This is a genomic window from Natronolimnobius sp. AArcel1 (assembly GCF_011043775.1).
GTDB lineage: Archaea > Halobacteriota > Halobacteria > Halobacteriales > Natrialbaceae > Natronolimnobius.
The window spans coordinates 153,122-172,336 of the sequence record NZ_JAAKXY010000001.1; the positions used below are offsets into that span (position 1 = coordinate 153,122).

Annotated in this window: 14 protein-coding genes; 6 read left to right on the forward strand and 8 right to left on the reverse strand. The window is 61.4% G+C overall.

Features of this window, described 5'->3' with window-relative positions; all coding sequences use genetic code 11:
* Nucleotides 1–36: 36 nt before the first annotated feature.
* Nucleotides 37–2,220 (forward strand): catalase/peroxidase HPI, encoded by a 2,184-nt coding sequence (gene katG / locus G6M89_RS00785; RefSeq protein ID WP_165159902.1) that lies wholly within the window; start codon nt 37–39, stop codon nt 2,218–2,220.
* A 42-nt stretch (nt 2,221–2,262) separates the two neighbouring features.
* Here katG and G6M89_RS00790 read toward each other — a convergent pair whose 3' ends face one another.
* The 3 genes from G6M89_RS00790 to G6M89_RS00800 form a co-directional block, all read right to left on the reverse strand.
* A complete protein-coding gene (locus tag G6M89_RS00790) occupies nt 2,263–3,618 on the reverse strand; it encodes a hypothetical protein (protein ID WP_241175184.1) in 1,356 nt (451 codons plus the stop codon).
* 348 nt (nt 3,619–3,966) lie between these two features.
* Entirely contained in the window at nt 3,967–4,557 is a 591-nt protein-coding gene (locus G6M89_RS00795) for a DNA-3-methyladenine glycosylase (RefSeq protein WP_165159903.1), read from the reverse strand.
* Between the two features lie 81 nt (nt 4,558–4,638).
* A complete protein-coding gene (locus G6M89_RS00800; RefSeq protein ID WP_165159904.1) occupies nt 4,639–6,513 on the reverse strand; it encodes an L-aspartate oxidase in 1,875 nt (624 codons plus the stop codon).
* A gap of 151 nt (nt 6,514–6,664) precedes the next feature.
* Between G6M89_RS00800 and G6M89_RS00805 the strand changes: the two genes are divergently transcribed.
* Nucleotides 6,665–7,192, forward strand: a complete 528-nt coding sequence (locus G6M89_RS00805; RefSeq protein ID WP_165159905.1) for a metal-dependent hydrolase — start codon at nt 6,665–6,667, stop codon at nt 7,190–7,192.
* 4 nt (nt 7,193–7,196) lie between these two features.
* Here G6M89_RS00805 and G6M89_RS00810 read toward each other — a convergent pair whose 3' ends face one another.
* Both G6M89_RS00810 and G6M89_RS00815 read right to left on the reverse strand, forming a co-directional pair.
* A complete protein-coding gene (locus tag G6M89_RS00810; RefSeq protein ID WP_165159906.1) occupies nt 7,197–9,752 on the reverse strand; it encodes a heavy metal translocating P-type ATPase in 2,556 nt (851 codons plus the stop codon).
* A gap of 81 nt (nt 9,753–9,833) precedes the next feature.
* Nucleotides 9,834–10,583: a helix-turn-helix domain-containing protein gene (locus G6M89_RS00815; RefSeq protein ID WP_165159907.1), complete on the reverse strand. Its 750-nt coding sequence runs from the start codon at nt 10,581–10,583 to the stop codon at nt 9,834–9,836.
* Between the two features lie 59 nt (nt 10,584–10,642).
* Between G6M89_RS00815 and G6M89_RS00820 the strand changes: the two genes are divergently transcribed.
* From G6M89_RS00820 to ilvD, 3 genes are all read left to right on the forward strand, one after another.
* Complete coding sequence (locus tag G6M89_RS00820; protein ID WP_165159908.1) at nt 10,643–11,215, forward strand: hypothetical protein; 573 nt, start codon at nt 10,643–10,645, stop codon at nt 11,213–11,215.
* Between the two features lie 58 nt (nt 11,216–11,273).
* Nucleotides 11,274–11,936 carry a molybdenum cofactor guanylyltransferase gene (locus G6M89_RS00825; RefSeq protein WP_343162610.1) on the forward strand — a complete coding sequence of 221 codons (663 nt, stop codon included), beginning with the start codon at nt 11,274–11,276 and terminating at the stop codon, nt 11,934–11,936.
* Nucleotides 11,937–12,059: 123 nt separating this feature from the next.
* Complete coding sequence (gene ilvD / locus G6M89_RS00830; protein ID WP_165159910.1) at nt 12,060–13,784, forward strand: dihydroxy-acid dehydratase; 1,725 nt, start codon at nt 12,060–12,062, stop codon at nt 13,782–13,784.
* A gap of 405 nt (nt 13,785–14,189) precedes the next feature.
* Here the strand turns inward: ilvD and G6M89_RS00835 are convergent, their stop codons facing one another.
* From G6M89_RS00835 to G6M89_RS00845, 3 genes are all read right to left on the reverse strand, one after another.
* Complete coding sequence (locus G6M89_RS00835) at nt 14,190–15,587, reverse strand: YncE family protein (RefSeq protein WP_165159911.1); 1,398 nt, start codon at nt 15,585–15,587, stop codon at nt 14,190–14,192.
* Between the two features lie 287 nt (nt 15,588–15,874).
* A complete protein-coding gene (locus tag G6M89_RS00840) occupies nt 15,875–16,306 on the reverse strand; it encodes an adenylyltransferase/cytidyltransferase family protein (protein WP_165159912.1) in 432 nt (143 codons plus the stop codon).
* A gap of 106 nt (nt 16,307–16,412) precedes the next feature.
* Entirely contained in the window at nt 16,413–16,910 is a 498-nt protein-coding gene (locus G6M89_RS00845) for a Mov34/MPN/PAD-1 family protein (RefSeq protein WP_165159913.1), read from the reverse strand.
* Nucleotides 16,911–17,038: 128 nt separating this feature from the next.
* Here G6M89_RS00845 and G6M89_RS00850 point away from each other — a divergent pair, with 128 nt between their 5' ends.
* Nucleotides 17,039–18,949 (forward strand): DHH family phosphoesterase, encoded by a 1,911-nt coding sequence (locus tag G6M89_RS00850; RefSeq protein WP_165159914.1) that lies wholly within the window; start codon nt 17,039–17,041, stop codon nt 18,947–18,949.
* Nucleotides 18,950–19,215 lie beyond the last annotated feature (266 nt).

The window sequence follows — 19,215 nt, forward strand, 5'->3', positions numbered from 1 at the left end:
ACAATCTTAATAGGGAAAAGCAGCAACTGTCGTATGATGACAAAGTCAAACCAAGATTGGTGGCCGAACCGGTTGAACTTGGATATTCTCGACCAGAATACGCGCCGCATTGACCCGCGCGGCGAGGAGTTCGACTACGGTGCGGCATTCGAGGAACTCGATCTCGAGGAGGTGAAAGCGGATATTGAAGACGTCATGACCGACTCGCAGGACTGGTGGCCGGCAGATTACGGTCACTATGGACCGCTGTTTATCCGGATGGCCTGGCACAGCGCCGGGACGTACCGGACCAGCGACGGTCGTGGTGGCGCCGCCGGCGGTCGGCAGCGTTTCGCGCCGCTTAACAGCTGGCCGGACAACGCGAACCTCGATAAGGCACGCCGCGTGCTCTGGCCTGTCAAACAGAAGTACGGCCAGAACCTCTCGTGGGCCGACCTGATCGTGCTGGCTGGCAACGTTGCACTCGAGTCGATGGGATTCGAGACGTACGGCTTTGCTGGCGGGCGTGAAGACGAGTTCGAGCCCGACGAAGCCGTTGACTGGGGACCAGAGAACGAGTGGGAGGCCTCCGAACGCTTCGAGGACGAGGACGAACTACAGGAAAGACTCGGCGCAACCGTGATGGGCCTTATTTACGTCAACCCTGAGGGGCCAAACGGCGAACCGGATCCAGAGTGGTCTGCAGAACGCATTCGTGAGTCGTTTGGCCGAATGGCAATGAACGACAAGGAAACGGCTGCACTCATCGCCGGTGGACACACCTTCGGGAAGGTCCACGGCGCGGAGAATCCGGACGACCACGTCGGTCCAGAGCCAGAAGCAGCCCCAATCGACCAGCAGGGACTCGGCTGGGAAAGCAGCCACGGCTCTGGGAAAGGAGCCGACACGATCACGAGCGGGATCGAAGGCCCATGGAATACCACGCCAATCCAGTGGGATATGGGTTACATCGACAGCCTGCTGAACTACAAATGGTGGCCAGAAAAGGGCCCCGGCGGTGCCTGGCAGTGGACCACCCAGAACGGCGAACTCGACGGGACCGCCCCCAGCACCGACGGCTCCGACGAGAAAGAAGACGTCATGATGCTCACGACGGACGTCGCGCTCAAACGCGACCCAGACTACCGGGAGATTCTCGAGACGTTCCAGGAGAACCCACGGGAGTTCCAGCAGGCGTTCGCGAAAGCCTGGTACAAGCTGATCCACCGCGACATGGGTCCATCGGAGCGTTTCCGCGGCCCCGAAGTGCCAGACGAAGAGCAGCTCTGGCAGGATCCAATCCCCGATGCAGAGTACGACCTCATCGGCGACGAGGAAGTCGCCGAGCTCAAAGACGAGATTCTCGCAACCGATCTCTCGATCTCGCAACTCGCAAAAACCGCCTGGGCAGCTGCTTCGACTTACCGCGACAGCGACAAGCGCGGCGGCGCAAACGGTGCTCGCATCCGCCTCGAGCCACAGGCAAACTGGGAGGTCAACGAGCCCGACGAACTCGAGTCGGTACTTGCGACCTACGAGGAGATTCAGGCTGAGTTCAACGATTCGCGCTCGGATGACGTGCGCGTCTCGCTTGCTGACCTGATCGTTCTTGGCGGGAACGCAGCCGTCGAACAGGCTGCTGCCGACGCCGGCTACGATATCGAGGTGGCGTTCGAACCTGGCCGCACCGACGCCTCGCAGGAACAGACCGATGTCGAGTCGTTCCAGGCGCTCAAGCCTGCCGCTGATGGATTCCGTAACTACTACGGCGACGCTGCCAACGAGTCCCAAGAAGAGTTGCTCGTCGACAAAGCGGACCTGCTCGACCTGTCGCCAACCGAGATGACGGTACTGGTCGGTGGTATGCGAGCGCTGGGCGCGACCTATCAGGACTCCGACCTTGGCGTCCTCACTGACCAGCCCGAGACGCTGACCAACGACTTCTTCGTGAACCTACTCGACATGGACTACGAGTGGGAAGCCTCTGGAGACTCGGCAGACATCATGGGTTGGGAAGCAACCACTGATACCGAGACCGACGAGGTCTTTGAACTGCGCGACCGCGAGACAGGCGAGGTTGAGTGGACAGCAACCCGTGCCGATCTCATCTTCGGGTCGAACTCCCGACTGCGTGCCATCGCAGACGTCTACGCGTCCAACGATGGGGAGGAGAAGTTCGTCCAGGACTTCGCCGAGGCGTGGGGTACCGTGATGCACCTCGACCGCTTCGACCTCGAGTAATCGCGACACGTCTTTTTGTTTTTCTCCCTGCTACCGCTCTCGTCACTCGCTTCGAATGATGATTTCGTCGTCCGTGATTTCTGCGATCTGTGCGGGTTCGACCGGATACTCGTCGCTTCCGTCACCACCCCATCCGAGTCGTGCTTTGAGCCGGTCGGCGAGGCCGGCCTCCGGGTCGACGTAGACTGTCTCATTCTCGACTTGGGAGGCGATTCCAACCTCCTGTCCGGAGGCGTCAACGACGACTTTTCCCTGATCGTCCGCCGAGGGCGTATGCATCACTGCCGGATCGACCGATGGCTGGCTGTCGCTGCTATTGGTATCGGGGTCCATCGCCGAGTCAACACCCTGTCCAGTCGCTGGCGGTGACGCTGTCTCATCGTCGTGGGCCGTCGCTTCACCGGCTTCGGCCGCCTCGTGTTCCCCAGCCAGAACCGTCTCGTACTCCTCGAGGGCGATGAGTTCGCTCTCGAGGATGTCGCTGCCGATTACGTCGGTGTCGACGGTGTGAGTCTCCTCGAGGATGAACGTCATGTGCGTTTGCTCCGAGATTTTTTCGTCCCGCGTGCGGCGTTCGATGAGTTCGGTTCGGACGGTGTCGCCTTCGCCGCGCTTGCTCTCGATGACCTCTCGCTCGATGACCTCATCCGGCGCCACGTCGGCGGTGACGACATCGCTCTCTACAATCGAGCGCTGGACGGTCTCGAGTTCGACATCGGTCTCGAGGTCGTCGCGTTCAACATGCTCGTCTGACTGGAGGTCGACGTCGACGACGCGGCTCTCGATCGTGTAGCGTTCGATCTCCTCGATCGTCTCGAGTCGGGTTTCCTCCGTCGTCACGTCGATCGTGTCGGCGCTGACGAACTCGGTATCGGTAATTTCGCGCTCGAGCAACTCTGAGTCAACAACGTGTCGGTCGGCGAGTTCGGTGTCGATGATCTCGCTTTCGATCGTATCTCGTTCGACGATTTCGCGTTCGATCACCTGCGTCTCGACGAGTTCGGTCGTGACCGTCTCACCCTGTCGGAGCCGATCCTCGAGTTCGGTCTGCCCGAGGTCTGCCCGTTCGAACGCCGCGTCGCGTTCGACGAGGTCGAAGGAACCGAGTCCCTCGCGTTCGCTTGCGCGATCATCTTCGTAGACGAAGACCAGTTCCTCCGTCGTAAACGTCTCCGAGAACTCCTCCCAGGTGTGTTCCTCGTGGTCTTGCTCGAGTTCGTTTCGACGAGCGAACGTGTGGCCATGGCCCTCACCACCATGGGTTGAAACCGGGACAGCATCACGTTCTTCAGCCCACTCACGAATCTGATCTGGATCAGTTGTCATCCGTCGCGTCGACTGGGTGTCATCGACAGCGTGGTCTGCGTTGGAGTCGGGATCAGGTGTGTCGTCCGTCATCGACCCCCACTGCAGGCGGCGCACACTTCAGTCGACAGGGCCGTCTCTGCAATTCAGCCTGGGATTTCCTACAATGTACGATCGACTCGAGCCGACGTCCGCTGTAATCGATGATTGAACTCACTAGCGGCGCTCTCGAGTAGTCATTCTACACGTATTCGAAGGTGCCTATGCAAGTGGCGCAAGCCCTTCTTTTGGTATTGTCATGTCTTCGGCTCCGAAAACAGTAGCCGCTAGCTGCCAGTGAGAGATTACTGTTGCCGGCTCTCATACTACTGGACACAAGTCAGTACAAATTTTCGACTCCCCGTTCGGTCGAAAATCTGCTACTCGTTTTGTCCGATGGTATCAGTCTGATTCGTACTCCGCCCAGATATACCGCGTCGCAACACTCCGATACGGCTGCCACGGCTCAGCAATCTCGCGCATTTCTGCGCGAGTCAACTCCGAACCATCGGCGTACAACTGCTCGATTCCGCGCCGGACCGCCAGATCACCGAGCGGAAGGATATCTGGCCGCTCGAGGACGAACAAGAGGTACATCCGGGCCGTCCAGTCGCCGATTCCCTTGATTTCGGTGAGTTGGTTGATGACCTCCTCGTTCGAGTAGTCGGCCAGTCCGGTTCGCGTGTAGTCGTTTTCTTGGAACGCACGCGCGGCGTTCCGAACGTATTCGATCTTGCTCCGGGCGAGTCCGGCCTCGTAGAGTGCGTCTTGATCGGCCGCCAGCACTGTCTCTGGCGCAACGTCTCCGCCGAGGACGTCGAACACACGCTCGCGAATCGCCAGCGCGCTCGCGGTCGAGACCTGCTGGTTAATAATCGAAATACAGAGTCGCTCGTACTCGCTCCAGTCCGGTTCCTCGTAGGGGTCGTGGTCGTCGATCAGCCGTGCCATGACGGGATCATCTCGCAGGACGGATTCTGCCTCGTCTCTCATGCGATAGGGGGTGACCAAACTACAGGACCGAATCCGGATAGGCGTCTCGCTTCCGGCGAGTTGCGAGCGAGCCCGAGTAGCTCACTCGAGATGATGATAGTCGAGTTCGTATCCGACATCCAGCGCCTGCTGGACTGGCTCACTCGGCTCACCGACGCCACGACGCCGAACGTCCGTACCGCGTTCGTCTGCCGAGAGGACGAGATTGACACGCCAGTCTGCGTCCGTCTCCGGATAATCCGTCCGGTAGTGCGATCCCCGAGATTCAGTGCGCTCGAGTGCGGTCCGGAACAGAGTCTCAGCGACTGTGAGGCTAAACGAGAGATCGACAGCGTACTCGAACGAGCGCGACGTGCGGTCGCCGTCAACTCGAAGTGCACCCGTGCGATCTCGAAGCGAGGTGAGCCGTTCGAGGCCCTCTCGAAGGGTCGATTCGTCTCGCAGGATGCCGGCGTGGTCCCACAGTATCTCGCCAAGTTCGCCGAGCAGTGTTTCCGGTGTGTGGCGACCGTCTGCGGCCTCGAGTTGGGCGAGCGCCCGGAGTTCGCGCTCGGCAAGTGCTCGCTGGTCGGCGGTGACGGTTGGCTCCAGATTCACGTCCGTCACCATGTTGGCGACGTGCTCGCCGACGAGTTTGCCGATGGCAACGGTTTCGGCCAGCGAGTTACCGCCGAGACGGTTTGCACCGTGGACGCCCGCAACGGCTTCGCCGACCGCGTAGAGTCCGTCGACGGCTGTTTCGCCCGTCTCGAAATCGATATCGACGCCGCCCATCGTGTAGTGGGCGGTTGGAGCAACTTCCATCGGCTCGCTAGTGATATCGACGCCGAGGCTGTCGAAGCGCTCGACCATCGTTGGCAGGCGCTCGCGGATGTACTCGTCGTCGCGGTGTGAAATATCGAGGTAGACGCCGTCGGTGTCTGTTCCGCGGCCTTCGCGGAGCTCCTGGGCAATTGCTCGAGCGACGACATCGCGGGCGTCGAGTTCCATCTGGTCGGGCGAATAGCGTTCCATGAACCGCTCGCCGTCTACATTGTAGAGCCGTCCACCCTCGCCGCGGACGGCTTCAGTGACGAGGCGGCCGTCCCACTCTTCGCCGTAGCGTTCGCCGACCATCCCCGTCGGATGAAACTGGACGAATTCGAGGTCGAGCAACCGAGCGCCGGCCTCGAGTGCCAGCGCCTGTGCGTCACCGTTGTTCTCGTCATCCCTCGAGGAGTGGCGATCATAGATTGCAGAGAAGCCGCCTGCGGCGAGGACGACGTGGTCCGACCGAAACAGCAGGCCCGTCCCGGTGTCCATGTCGAAGCCAACTGCACCCGAGACGCGGTCGCCGTCAGAGAGCAGTCGCGTGATCATCACGTTCTCGCGATAGGGGATCTCGAGCGCCTGTGCTCGGTCGATCAACGTCTCGAGGATTGCCTCGCCCGTGCGGTCGCCGATAAAGCAGGTTCGGCGGTAGGACTGGGCACCGAAGTACCGCTGGTTGATCGCACCCTCTTCGGTGCGGTCGAACGGTGTCCCCCACGCGTCGAGTTCACGGATGCGGTCGGGCATCTCCTGTGCAGTGAGTTCGACCGCCACCGGATCGTTCAGGTGGTGGCCCTCATTGAGCGTATCGGCCGCGTGGATCGTCCAGTCGTCTTCCTCGTCAAGCGAGCCGAGCGCGGCGTTGATGCCGCCGGCCGCCCAGACCGTGTGTGCATCGCCGTGATTGCGCTTACCGATCACCAGCGGCTCGAGGCCGGATTCTGCGAGTTCGATTGCAACCCGCGCCCCAGCCGCACCAGCACCGATGACGAGCACTGGCGTCTGTACAACCTCGTACTCGAGGCCGTTCGCTGACGGCGTGCCGGTTCCCGGGCCGAGTCGGTTCTCGACGCCGGCTCCGCGCCCGCTTGCCGCACTCGTCGGCCGATTCCCCTCACCCGGATCAGCATGTTCGTCAGCAGGCATAATGGTACAATGTACCCTCAGAAGCGACCGTATTTAGGGCACACCCCGAACGATGCAATTCCCTCGAGAAGGGGGCTGTCGAACCCGTTTGGCGGACTTGCCGGCCCACCGTTTACGTCACTCGAGTCCATACACGCGACCAAACTGACGGATGCAACCGATCGTCCACCTCGTGGTTGGCTACCTCTGCTATGCAGCCTATGCACGCTGGCGTTTCGACGGGCCGCCCGCCGAGGTTCCGGCGCTCGTAGCCATCGGCGGCGCGGCGCTGCCGGATCTGATAGATCAGTCGCTTGCCGCCGCCGGGATCACTGGAGTTACCCGGACGATTGGCCACTCGCTGCTGTTTGTCGTCCCACTCATCATCGTCGTCTGGCTCTACGCGCGCGCTCGAGACCGAGAAATTCTGGGCGTTGCCTTCGCTATCGGACTGCTCTCACACATCGCGACGGACATTCCCTGGCACGTCCTTGCCGGCGATTACCACGAACTCGGCTTTCTCCTCTGGCCGATCACGCCGATGCCGGAGTACAGCGGCGTCAAGAACCTCGGAACCGTTGCCGGCCTCGAGGTCACGACACTCTGGCTCGAGGCCGTGATCTTCGTCGCTGGCGTGGCGCTCTGGTGGCACGACGGGAAGCCGGGACTCGAGCCACTACGGAAATTCGGCCGCAAGTAGGGCGTTAGTGCTCTATTTCGGGGTCGTCAGGGGTTTCAGGTTCGACGTTCGCGAGTCGCATCGCGTTGCCGGTCACACCGAGGCTCATCCCCATATCACCGATGACGACCGCGTGGATTACCGTCACAATACCGAACGGTGCACCTGCGGCGAGGACGGCTTTTACCGCGAGACTCGACCACACGTTCTGGCGAATCACGCCATTTGCCTGTCCTGAGAGTTCATACAGGTAGGGAAGACGCGTGAGGTCATCACCCATCAGGGCCACGTCGGCCGTCTCGAGCGCGGTATCGGTGCCTGCTGCGCCCATCGCGATGCCAACCGTTGCGGTCGCGAGCGCGGGCGCGTCGTTGATGCCGTCGCCGACCATGGCGACGTGGGCCGGATCGCCCTCCTCACCGTAGTCGGCTTCGAGCGAGCGAATCCACTCGAGTTTTTCGTCGGGCAGGAGTTCCGCGTGGTAGTCGTCGATGCCAACTTCACTCGCAATTGCGCGGGCGGTTCCCTCGTTGTCACCGGTAAGCATCACGACGCGAACGCCCTGATCCTGCAGTTGCGAAACGGCCCACGCGGCCTCCGGCCGAACGCGATCTGCGACGGCGACGACACCAAGCGGGCAATCTTCCGTGCCGACGATCACGACTGTTTTTCCATCGGCCTCGAGATCTGGCACGATGTCAGAAAGGACGTCCAGACAGCCCGCTCGAGTACACTGGGGCTGGGGCGTCGTCCCGTAGCCCATCTCCGCGAGCGCGACGCCGCCGTCGGTCGTCGCGTGGACGTGCTCTAAGTCGGCGAGGCCGTCAAATAAGTCCGGTTTGCCGACGTAGTGTGTCTCGCCGTCGATATCAGCGCGGACTCCTTTGCCGGTCAAGGCCTCGAAATCGGAGACGGTGGCTTCGTCGTCTGCAGCGAGACCCTGCTCGTCAGCGTAGCCGACGATTGCCTGGCCAATTGGGTGCTCGCTGCGCCGTTCAGCGGCCGCAGCGCGTCTGAGGACATCCGATTCGTCGGCTCCCTCAAGTGGGATCACATCGGTCACGGAGAGGTCGCCCGTCGTCAGCGTACCCGTCTTGTCCACGGCGAGGACGTCGCTATCGCCGACCGCCTCGAGGTGTTTTCCGCCTTTGATCAGGACGCCGTTTCGCGCGGCGCTCGTGATACCGGAGACGACGCTGACGGGCGTCGAAATGACCAGCGCGCAGGGACAGGAGATAACGAGTAGCGTCAGCCCGACGATGAACCAGTAGCTCCAGGATGCGCCGAAGACGAGTGGCGGCAGGAACGCAGCAGCGGCCGCGAGGACGACCACAATCGGCGTGTAGACGCTCGCAAAGCGGTCGATGAACTGCTCACGCTCGGTCTTTTCGCGCTCTGCATCCTCGACCATGCGGACGATCCGGGCGATAGTCGAGTCAGCAGCCTCGCTCTCGACATCGACCTCGAGATAGCCCGATTCTGGAATCGTCCCGGCGTAGACCTCGTCACCCGCGGCCTTGTCTTCAGGCACGCTTTCGCCCGTAATCGGCGACTGATCGACCGCGCTCGTTCCGCCGAGAACGGTCCCATCGGCAGGAATCTTCTCGCCCGGTCGGACGACGACTCGGTCGCCGATCTCGAGGTCGTCCGCGGGAATCGTCTCTTCGCTCCCGTCCGCGCGCTTGACGGTCGCGGTGTCTGGCGAGAGATCCATGAGTTCGCGCAGGGAGTCCCGCGCGCGGTCCATCGAGAACTGCTCTAAGAGTTCGGCGACGCTGAAGAGGACGGCGAGGATGGCACCCTCAAACGGGTGGTGTGCTGCGACGCTCGCGAGGATGCCAAGGCTCATCAGGAAGTCAATGTCGAGACTTCGATTGCGTAGCGAGTAGTAGCCGTTTCGCAGGATCGGTGTTCCGGCAACGACGACGGCCACAATGAACAGGAGATGCGAGAGGTCGTAGCCCCGGTCGACCGGCCCCACGGCAAGCGTCCCAAGCGCCGGATCGACAGCCGGGAACACGAACTCGAGGGCCATCCCGATGGCAACGAGGAGGCCACCAACTGCGGTGCCGATGGCGCGGCGGCTCTTCCAAACGGCCTCGCGCTCGCCGAGTGCGCTGTCGTCGTCGCCGACCAGCGTTGCCTCGTAGCCGGCGGATTCAACCGCCGCTGTCACGGTTTCGCGGTCTGCGTCCGTCGTCGACACTGTGACCCGACCCGATGCTGGCTGGGTTTCGACCGCTCCGACGCCATCGGTATCGGCGAGTGCGTTCTCGACTTTACTCGCACAGGAGGCACAGTCCATGCCGGGGACTGACAGCGTGAGTTCCGAGGCGGTTGCCTCGACCGTGTAGCCGGCTGCCTCGACGCGGTCGCGAATTGCGCGCTCGCTCGTCGTGGTCGCGTCGTACGTCACGACGAGTCGCCCGCTGGTTACTCGCGGGTCAATCTTGTCGATGCCATCGAGGCGCTCGACGCTGTTCGTGACCTTCCCTGCACAGGTCGGACAATCCATCTCGGGCACCCGCAGTTCGAGCGTGCGACTCGAGTCCGGCGGCGTGTCGGGGGTGGACTCGTTCATCACGCTGCTGTAGGACCCAGTCTCGGATAGGGGTTATTTGGCGTGCGCCAACTCGAGTGTTGGAACAGGCTGATTAGGGCGTTACAATCGCGCTGGCATAGCCTCGAGAGACGCCATCTCGTCGGCGAATTCGGTCGCCAGCGCGGCTTCAGCGCGCCGGAGTCGATAGGAGAGCGTCGAGCGCGGAATCTCGAGTTTCTCGGCGAGATCGGACAGTTCGACCTGCCGCGGCGTTTCGTAGTAGCCGTGCTCGACGGCCGCCTGCAGGGCCGCTTGTTGCTCGCGGGGCAACTCGGTCGCGCCGACATCGTCGTCGCTATGGTCGGGGTCGACATCGGTCAGCCGAAGCATTTCCATGCCCGTACACTCGCCGACCTCCTCGCCCAGCGCGTCGAAAAAGTCGTGAATCGGTGCCTCGTTCCCGAGGACGATCCGCCAGCGGTAGCGCCGGCCCTCGCGATAGGTTTCGAACAGCAGCCCCTCTCCAAGGTGCTCGAGGGCGACGTGGGGAACTGACGTACACACGTCGGTGCGCTCCCAGTAGGTGTAGACGACGAGCGTGTCGCCCGAGCGATCTAACACCTGTACCTCACACGCTGCGCCGCAGTCGTCTTTGACCAAACAGTCGGCGAAGTAGTCCGCCGTTTTGTACGCTTGTTCTAAGGATTCGAGAGCCTCTTCGGAGCCGCTTGCGTGGTCGACCCGCCAGAGGCTATCGGCGCTGACGTGACACGACAGCGATCGAATGGAGGCGTCGGGGTGGTCCGCGAGCACGTCGGCCACCGGGTTCGTCCCCGGTTCGTACTCGAGGGCGAAGACGAATTCTCTCATAGCTGTTGAAAGGGCCTCGGCGACCAAAGGGTTTCTCGCTGGCGACCGTAGCCTCGCCTATGGTCGCGCTGTGTGCAGTTCACTCGAGCGTTTCGAGCCGGCTGAGTGCGTTCTGGGCGTTCTACCGCGGCTATACCAAGACGGCGGTTCACACCGCCGCGACGGCTGCACTCGCGATCTTCGGACTGCTCATCTTTCTCGATCCGTGGTTTGCCGCGCTCGCGATTGCGGCGTACGTTCTCCCGCCGGTCGTGTTATTCCTGCGCCACTCAAAACAGGTCGAGGCGACTGTGGGTCAGGCTGCTGCGGACGCGAATCATCCACGACCGGCGGCGTCCACCCAATCGGACACTGGATCGACCCAGTCGGCGCGTCCCGAATCGGTGACGACGCATCGACAACGGGAGGGAGAGACAACAACAGAGACCGGCGGCACCGATTCGGATTCGGACACAGACAGCGATGGCACGGATTCAGACAGTGACTCGGATTCTGACTCAGACAGCGACGGGGCAGATTTAGACAGCGACGGACTGGACACTGATAGCGACGGGCCAGACACAGGCACGGATTCAGACAGCGATACCGATGGGTCAGACGGAGACTCCGATACGGACAGCGACTCCGACTGAGGCGAACACTCGAGGCAGCAGTATTATACTGATCTCGGCGGTACCTCGAGCCAGAGCCGTGTCGTCCACTCACACCCCATCGCTTGTCGGACTCGTCATCGCTGGTGGCTACTCCACGCGCTTTGGCGAGGCCGACAAAGCAGTCGCCGACCTCGCCGGGACGCCGATGATCCGCCGGGTTGTCGACCGACTGGCCCTCCTCACCGACTCGGTCGTCGTCAACTGCCGCGAGGACCAACACGAGGCGATCCGGGGCGCACTCGAGGGCTGTACACCGGAAATCCGATTCGCGTTCGATCCAGTCGACGATCAGGGACCAGTGGCCGGCATCCGGACCGGCCTCGAGGCACTCGAGCGGGAGTACGCGGCCGTCGTCGCCTGCGACATGCCCTTCGTCGACCCGGCGCTGTTCGAGGTGCTTCTCGAGCGCGCACGCGAACACGACACCAGTGCTGACGCTGCCGGTGCCGACGCCGCCCTCGTCAAACTCGAGGACGGCTGGTATCAGACGACACAAGCGCTGTACCGGACTGATGCGATGGCACACGCCTGTGGTGACGCACTCGCAGTCGACGACGGCCGCATTCTCAGCGCACTCGAGCGTCTCGAGTACGTCACCGTCAACGGGGACACGCTCGAGCGTGCCGGCATCGACGAGACGAGTTTCGAGAGCATCGACACGCGGGAGGCACTCGAGGCAGCCGCAGATCGACTCGAGTAGTGCGACTCGAACGTTCGAACGACAATCCCCTCGTTGCAGGCGAACATGTTCGTCAGTTTTCTTCTGGGGAGCACCATCGTCCGAGAAGGCGTGACTTATCATGCCTCGACGCAAGGTGCGACCATGAGCAGCGATGAGTTCGACTACGGCAAAGACGAGCAGTTGCGCAGTCGTGAGGTGACCGAGGGCGCAGAGAAAGCCCCACATCGCGCGATGTTCCGCGCGATGGGATTCGACGACGACGATTTTGGCTCGCCGATGATCGGCGTACCAAACCCCGCGGCCGATATCACGCCGTGTAACGTCCACCTCGATGATGTCGCAGACGCCGCACTCGCCGGCGTCGACGACTCCGGCGGGATGCCCATCGAGTTCGGGACGATCACGATCTCGGACGCAATCTCGATGGGGACCGAAGGGATGAAAGCCTCGCTCATCTCTCGAGAACTGATCGCCGACTCCGTCGAACTGGTCAGTTTTGGCGAGCGGATGGACGGGTTGGTCACCATCGGCGGCTGTGACAAGAACATGCCCGGGATGATGATGGCCGCGATCCGGACGGATCTCCCAAGCGTCTTCCTCTACGGCGGCTCGATCATGCCCGGCGAGCACGAGGGTCGCGAGGTCACCGTTCAGAACCTCTTCGAGGGCGTTGGTGCCGTCTCTGACGGCGATATGTCTGCCGAAGAACTCGACGAGATGGAACGCCACGCCTGCCCCGGTGCCGGTTCCTGCGGTGGCATGTTCACCGCGAACACGATGGCCTCGATTTCGGAGGCACTCGGCTTCGCACCGCTTGGCAGTTCCAGTCCGCCAGCAGAAGACGAGGCTCGCTACGAGGTCGCCCGCGAAGCCGGTGAACTCGCCGTCGAAGCCGTCGAAGCCCAGCGCAAACCCTCTGACTTCCTGAGTAAGCAATCGTTCGAGAACGCTATCGCCCTGCAGGTCGCCGTCGGCGGTTCGACCAACGCCGTCCTCCACCTGCTCGCGATGGCCGCCGAAGCCGGTGTCGACCTCGAGATCGAGGAGTTCGACGAGATCAGCCAGCGCACGCCGAAGATCGCCGACCTCCAGCCCGGCGGCACGCGCGTGATGAACGACCTCCACGAAATCGGCGGCGTGCCGGTCATCCTGAACGCCCTCTACGAGGCCGATCTGCTCCACGGCGACGCACTGACCGTCACCGGGAACACAATCGGCGAGGAACTCGAGGCACTCGACGTGCCGGCTATCGAGGACCTCGGCGCAGACTTCCTCTACACCGTCGAGGAGCCGAAAAACGAGCAGGGCGCGATCCGTATCCTGACGGGCAATCTCGCGCCCGGCGGCTCCGTTCTCAAGGTGACCGGCGACGACGACCTGCGCCACGAGGGACCAGCCCGTGTCTTCGAGGAGGAAGAAGCTGCGATGAAGTACGTCCAGGAGGGCAACGTCGAATCCGGCGACGTGCTCATCATCCGTAACGAGGGGCCACAGGGCGGCCCCGGCATGCGTGAGATGCTCGGCGTCACGAGCGCTGTTGCCGGCCAGGGCCACGCCGAAGACGTCGCACTCATCACCGACGGCCGCTTCTCTGGTGCCACACGTGGCTTTTCGATCGGCCACGTCGCACCCGAAGCCTTCGCTGGCGGCCCAATCGGCCTCATAGAGGACGGGGACGTCGTTGAGATCGACATCGACGAACGGACGCTTGCTGTCGATCTGACCGACGACGAACTCGCCGAACGCCGCGACGAGTGGGATCAGCCAGAACCAAACTACGACACCGGCGTGCTCGCGAAGTTCGGCCGTGACTTTGGCTCCGCTGAAAACGGTGCCGTGACCAATCCTGGCGTCAAACACGACTAAGTAGACGATTGCGGACGCGACGTTCGCGCTGTGTTAGACTTATTCACCTCTACAGCGTTCGAGTGAGGCTCGGTCGGAGGTCTCACTCCGGTGCGTGCCTTCGATTTCCTGCATGAACCTTTCGACGCCCTATCACAAAATGACCTATAGAGGAACGAATGTGCAAATACTGTCTCGAGTGTAACTGGCAAATCAGTACGATGCAGGGCTACACGGAAGCAGAAACGTCAGAGAAAGCGATCGAGCATTTCGTCGAGACAGGCCATACAGTCGATACACTGCGACCACCGCCGAAAGCAGTGCTTCAAAATTGACCCGCGGTTCGTTGCTGCGTGCACTCGATCGGTGCAAGTGCAGTGATTCCAAACCCGTTTTCAGACCAACTCGAGAGCGGACCTGGTCGCCTTAGAACGGCGGCGAGTTCGGAATGTCGCTCTCGAAGTCGTCGACTGGGCGAACGCCGATACCGTGGAAGTCCGGCGTGCTGATGTCTTCGTCCTCGATCTCCTCATCAGAGTAGCCCGTAATCGGATCCGGCTGGGCAACGTCGACGATCTCGTGCGTCTCGATGTCAAGAATCGAGAAGCCAGGTGTGACACCGGTCGCGGCGTGTGGGTCACCGGAGACGGGCTCAGGGCCGCGCAGACTGACGAACATGTATTCGCCGTCGGGCGACGACCACATGATGTCTGGTGCGTCTCGCTCTTCTGGCTCGTCGTTTTGCCATTCGCCGAAGGCATCGATTTCGTCGATGACTTCGTCGGTCTCTGGGTCGACGACAACGCCGTCGTTGGTCTCGCGGTTCAGGACCCACAGTTCCTCGCCATCTGGCGTGAACCAGAAGCCGTGTGCGTCGACACCTTCCGTGCTGACACCGTCTTCCGTGAGAATCTCGTCTTCGGCAGTGTCGTAGACGTAGAACTCGCCAACGCCTTCGTAATCAATGGAGTCCTCGTCAGCCTCTGGATCGGACGGAAGTCCGGCCGTGAGGTAGAATTTCTCCTCGTCAGGGTGGGGCATCGTCCCGCAGTTGGTTGGCAGTTCGTCGTGGGAGTACGCAAGGTCGACCGTAAAGTCATCGTGGTCAACGATCACGAGCGCGCCGTCGTGGTAACTTGGGCCGAGTGTGTGCAGCGAGCGACCGTCATGAGCGAACTGGTGACAGATCGGTGCACCGGAATCGATACCGGCGTCCTGAACGACATCATTTTCGAGAACCTCGATGTAGTCGGTCTCTTCGAACTCCTCTTCCTCGAGGTCGGCTTCGACGCGGACGATCTTTCCATCGTCGATCACGTCGACGTGAATGTACTCGTCGTCAGGCGAGAACGCGGCCATGTGTGAGCCAGGACCGGTCTCGATGTTGCCAACGAGTTCGTAGTCTTCGGTCCGGAAGACAAGGGTCCGTGCACCAGCCGTACAGGCGATTGCGGCGTACTCGTAGTCCGAACTGAAATCGATCATGTGCGGAACGACGCCTTCGTCTGGGACACCCTCGAGTTGGTTGAGATCGATCAGTTCGCTGGTCTCAACCGTAGACCCGGCACTTGGTCTGTAGATGTAGATCGTATCCTGGCCCTGGTCAAGCGCCCAGATATCGTACATCAACTGTTCTTCTTCCTCTTCTTCTCCCTCCTCCTCTTCTTCCTCTTCCTCTTCGCTCTCGTCGTCGTCTTCTGGTTCTTCCTCTTCCTCGGGTTCGTCGTCAGTATCGTCATCAGCACCGGCGCAACCAGCAATAGCAATAATACCTGCGCTGGCACTACCGGCGAGAAGTTTTCGTCGAGTCGGATCGATCGTCATGTCTGCGTACTCCGAACTACGGGATGAAAAGTTTGCGGGTTTCAGTCCGTCTCTGTGGCAAATATGGCGGATGTGGGGTATAGAGGAAAGTATTGTCGTGAACTCTGTTGCCCATCAACGCGACTGTCCAGATTCAACCGTTACCCGTCATACTACGACTCATCTCAACCTTTTACCAGAAATTATTTCCGCTAACTGTGTCACACTCCACACACGTTGGTGAGTGATAGCGTGGGTGGTTTTCCCATGACTACACGAGTTTCAGTTACAACTGTTGGCGGGCGAACTCAGTCCCGTCGCTCAAGAATTCGGTCGATTATGTGTCGGGTCGATAATATTTCGCTATCGGCTGTGGGCTCGCGGGCGCTTGCGCGTTTGACGACACACTCAATTTCGCGGCGCTCGAGTTCGTCCTCGATAGCTGACTCGTCGTGGTGCTGGTCGTGACCGAGTGCAATCACGTCAGGGTCGATCGCTTCGATTGGCACAAAAATATCTTCCTCGTGGCCGAGAATCGCCCGGTCGACCGGCTCGAGGGCATCAACGACGTCGCGGCGCTGTTTGGCTGGACAGATCGGAGTTTCCTTGTGATCGACGTTAGCCTTACGCGCGACGATAACGACGAGTTCGTCACCCATCGCAGCGGCCTCCTCGAGATAGTGGACGTGCCCGGGGTGGAGTATATCAAACGTCCCCTGGGCGATGATCGTTCTGGTCATTGTTCTGGCCCTACGGTTTCAGCGGTTTGCGTTGCCCGCCGCCTCGTCGCTGGTTGGCTGCTCAGTGCGCTCATCGTCGAATCTGTCCCCTGGTACAATCCCATCGTTAGCCTCGCAAATCCTCATCGATATCCGCCTGCGTAAAGTCGAAGAAGTCCTCCGAATCGGGGAGTTCGACATCGATAACGTGCAGATTCGTCCGTTTCCCACTCGAGTCGAACGCCGTCCAGTCTGAGCGGCGATACGGTGCGCCGATAATGATGTGGACGCTTCCCCGACCGAACGTTTCTAAATCCGCGCTGCTCGGCCTAATAACGCCGTTTGGATGCGAGTGGACGCTTCCGAGAGCCTTGACATCGTTCGGAATCTGGCTCGTTCTGACAGTGGCGCTCACGCTGTTGGATTCCGTTCCTGGGACCACGAGAACGTCCGTGATCACCAGTCCATCTTGCTCGAGTCCAAGTTGGCTCGCTTCAGTCCCGCGCAGAAAGCCCATGTACTCGTCCGGGTGGGCGGCTTCCGAGGATTCGATGGCAAACTCGAGGGTTTCCTCGGCGATGCCAAGAATCTCGTTCGACCGAAACAGCGCGTCGAGCAGCCCCATATCTCCCCGTCCGGGCTTGCGGTTGCTAAACGTTCCGATGCGTCGGTTGGGGAATCCGAGGCATGTGCCGAGTCGCTCCATCTCCTTGGCAAGGGTTATACGCGGCCACCCCCAAACGACGAGTCAAGATGACACGAGCGTCCGCCGGGGAGCCCGGCGCGGACGACGGGGATTCCGTCGTCTACGATCTCGATGCTGATTGTACCGCAGATGATATTGACCGCAACCAGGCCTATCTCGCCACAATTAACGGTATTGTCGATTACGGCGTCTTCGTCGACCTCTCCGAATCCGTCTCCGGCCTCGTCCACGAATCCGTTCTCGAAGGCACCTTTGCTGTCGGCGACGACCTCGCCGTCGAACTCGAGACGGTCCGCGACAACGGCGACATGGCGTTCGAACCCGCCGACATCGACCTTGAGGATGCGCCCATCGAAGCCATTTCTCACGAGTACTCGCTGACCGGAACCGGCCGCCTCGAGGCCAACGTCGGCGAACAGGTCCACCTCGAGGGCGAGATCGTTCAGGTCAAACAGACCGGCGGGCCGACAATCTTCCACATCGCGGACGAAGACGGTGTCGTCCCGTGTGCGGCGTTCGAAGAAGCTGGCGTCCGCGCCTACCCGTCCGTTGAAGTCGGCGATGTCGTCCGCGTCACCGGTACCCCCGAACACCGTGACGAATCGGTCCAGATCGAAGTCGACGGCCTCTCGAAACTCGAGGGCGAAGACGCTGAAGACGCTCGCGAGCGCATCGACGCTGCACTCGACGAACGCGCAGAACCGCACGATGTCGAGCCGCTGATCGACTGGCCTGCCTTCGAAAAGCTCCGCCCAAGCCTGCAAGAAGTCGCGAAACGACTTCGCCGAACAGTGCTTGAGGGGCGCCCAATTCGCGTCCGCCATCACGCAGACGGCGACGGCATGTGCGCTGCCGTGCCCGTCCAGATTGCCCTCGAGCGATTCATCGCTGATGTCCACGAGGACGACAACGCGCCACGCCACCTCATCAAGCGCCTGCCCGCGAAAGCGCCGTTCTACGAGATGGAAGATGCGACGCGCGACCTCAACTTCGCGCTCGAGGACCGCGAGAAACACGGCCAGCAACTGCCTCTCCTGTTGATGCTGGACAACGGCTCGACCGCAGAGGATGTCCCCGCCTACGAGACGCTGGCTCACTACGATATCCCAATCGTCGCTATCGATCACCACCACCCCGACCCTGACGCAGTGAGCGACCTGCTCGATTCCCACGTCAATCCGTACCTCCACGACGAGGACTACCGGATCACGACGGGAATGCTCTGTGTGGAACTCGCGCGGATGATCTATCCGGACCTCACCGAGGAACTGCGCCACGTCCCCGCCGTTGCCGGCCTCTCGGATCGCTCGAAAGCCGACGCGATGACCGACTACCTCGAGTTAGCTGGCGAGGAAGGCTACGACGAAGACCGCCTGCAGGACCTGAGCGAAGCGCTCGACTACGCCGCGTTCTGGCTGCGCTATAACTCCGGTGACCGCCTGATTCAGGACCTCCTGCAGGTCGGCAGCGACGACGAGGACCGCCACGACGAACTCGTCTCCTTCTTTGCCGACCGCGCCCGCGCAGAGGTCGACGAGCAACTCGACGCAGCCATGCCCCACCTCGAGCACGAAGACCTCGAGAACGGCGCGCATCTCTACCGGATCGACGTGGAGAACCACGCCCACCGATTTACCTACCCTGCACCCGGTAAAACGACCGGCGAGATTCACGACCGTAAAATCGAAGAAACTGGCGATCCTGTCATCACGGTCGGATACGGCCCTGACTTCGCTGTGCTTCGATCCGATGGCGTCCGCCTTGACATCCCCACGATGGTCACCGAACTCGAGGAAGAGATCCCCGGCGGCGGCGTCTCCGGCGGCGGCCACCTCGTTGTCGGCTCGATCAAGTTCGTGAAAGGCAAACGTGAGGAAGTGATCGACGCCCTGGTCGAGAAGATGGAAGATGCAGAACTCGACGAAGCGCTCTCGAGTGCGGCACCGATTGACGACTGATCGGATCGTCGCTGTTCTGAACTTCGGTTTTCGTTGTGATCACGCTTGGTAGTGTTCCGCCACGGAGAGGCGTCACTCCGCGACGACACCAACCCAAAATCGTCTTAATCGGAGCCGTGACGTGGCGTATGACCGCATTCAGTGCACTCGAGTGCGCCGTGTCGTACTCGCAGTGCGCCGGTGCATTCGTTACAGCGGAGGCCGGTATCGGTTGGGGACTGACTGATTGCCATGGGCGAATGCCAGAACTGGACGATTATAAACTC

What these genes read in the sequence shown, in the direction of transcription:
- katG (WP_165159902.1), top strand. Translation starts at nt 37, where the DNA reads ATGACAAAGTCAAACCAAGATTGGTGGCCGAACCGGTTGAACTTGGAT.
- G6M89_RS00790 (WP_241175184.1), bottom strand. Translation starts at nt 3,618, where the DNA reads ATGACGGACGACACACCTGATCCCGACTCCAACGCAGACCACGCTGTC.
- G6M89_RS00795 (WP_165159903.1), bottom strand. Translation starts at nt 4,557, where the DNA reads ATGAGAGACGAGGCAGAATCCGTCCTGCGAGATGATCCCGTCATGGCA.
- G6M89_RS00800 (WP_165159904.1), bottom strand. Translation starts at nt 6,513, where the DNA reads ATGCCTGCTGACGAACATGCTGATCCGGGTGAGGGGAATCGGCCGACG.
- G6M89_RS00805 (WP_165159905.1), top strand. Translation starts at nt 6,665, where the DNA reads ATGCAACCGATCGTCCACCTCGTGGTTGGCTACCTCTGCTATGCAGCC.
- G6M89_RS00810 (WP_165159906.1), bottom strand. Translation starts at nt 9,752, where the DNA reads ATGAACGAGTCCACCCCCGACACGCCGCCGGACTCGAGTCGCACGCTC.
- G6M89_RS00815 (WP_165159907.1), bottom strand. Translation starts at nt 10,583, where the DNA reads ATGAGAGAATTCGTCTTCGCCCTCGAGTACGAACCGGGGACGAACCCG.
- G6M89_RS00820 (WP_165159908.1), top strand. Translation starts at nt 10,643, where the DNA reads ATGGTCGCGCTGTGTGCAGTTCACTCGAGCGTTTCGAGCCGGCTGAGT.
- ilvD (WP_165159910.1), top strand. Translation starts at nt 12,060, where the DNA reads ATGAGCAGCGATGAGTTCGACTACGGCAAAGACGAGCAGTTGCGCAGT.
- G6M89_RS00835 (WP_165159911.1), bottom strand. Translation starts at nt 15,587, where the DNA reads ATGACGATCGATCCGACTCGACGAAAACTTCTCGCCGGTAGTGCCAGC.
- G6M89_RS00840 (WP_165159912.1), bottom strand. Translation starts at nt 16,306, where the DNA reads ATGACCAGAACGATCATCGCCCAGGGGACGTTTGATATACTCCACCCC.
- G6M89_RS00845 (WP_165159913.1), bottom strand. Translation starts at nt 16,910, where the DNA reads ATGGGGCTGCTCGACGCGCTGTTTCGGTCGAACGAGATTCTTGGCATC.
- G6M89_RS00850 (WP_165159914.1), top strand. Translation starts at nt 17,039, where the DNA reads ATGACACGAGCGTCCGCCGGGGAGCCCGGCGCGGACGACGGGGATTCC.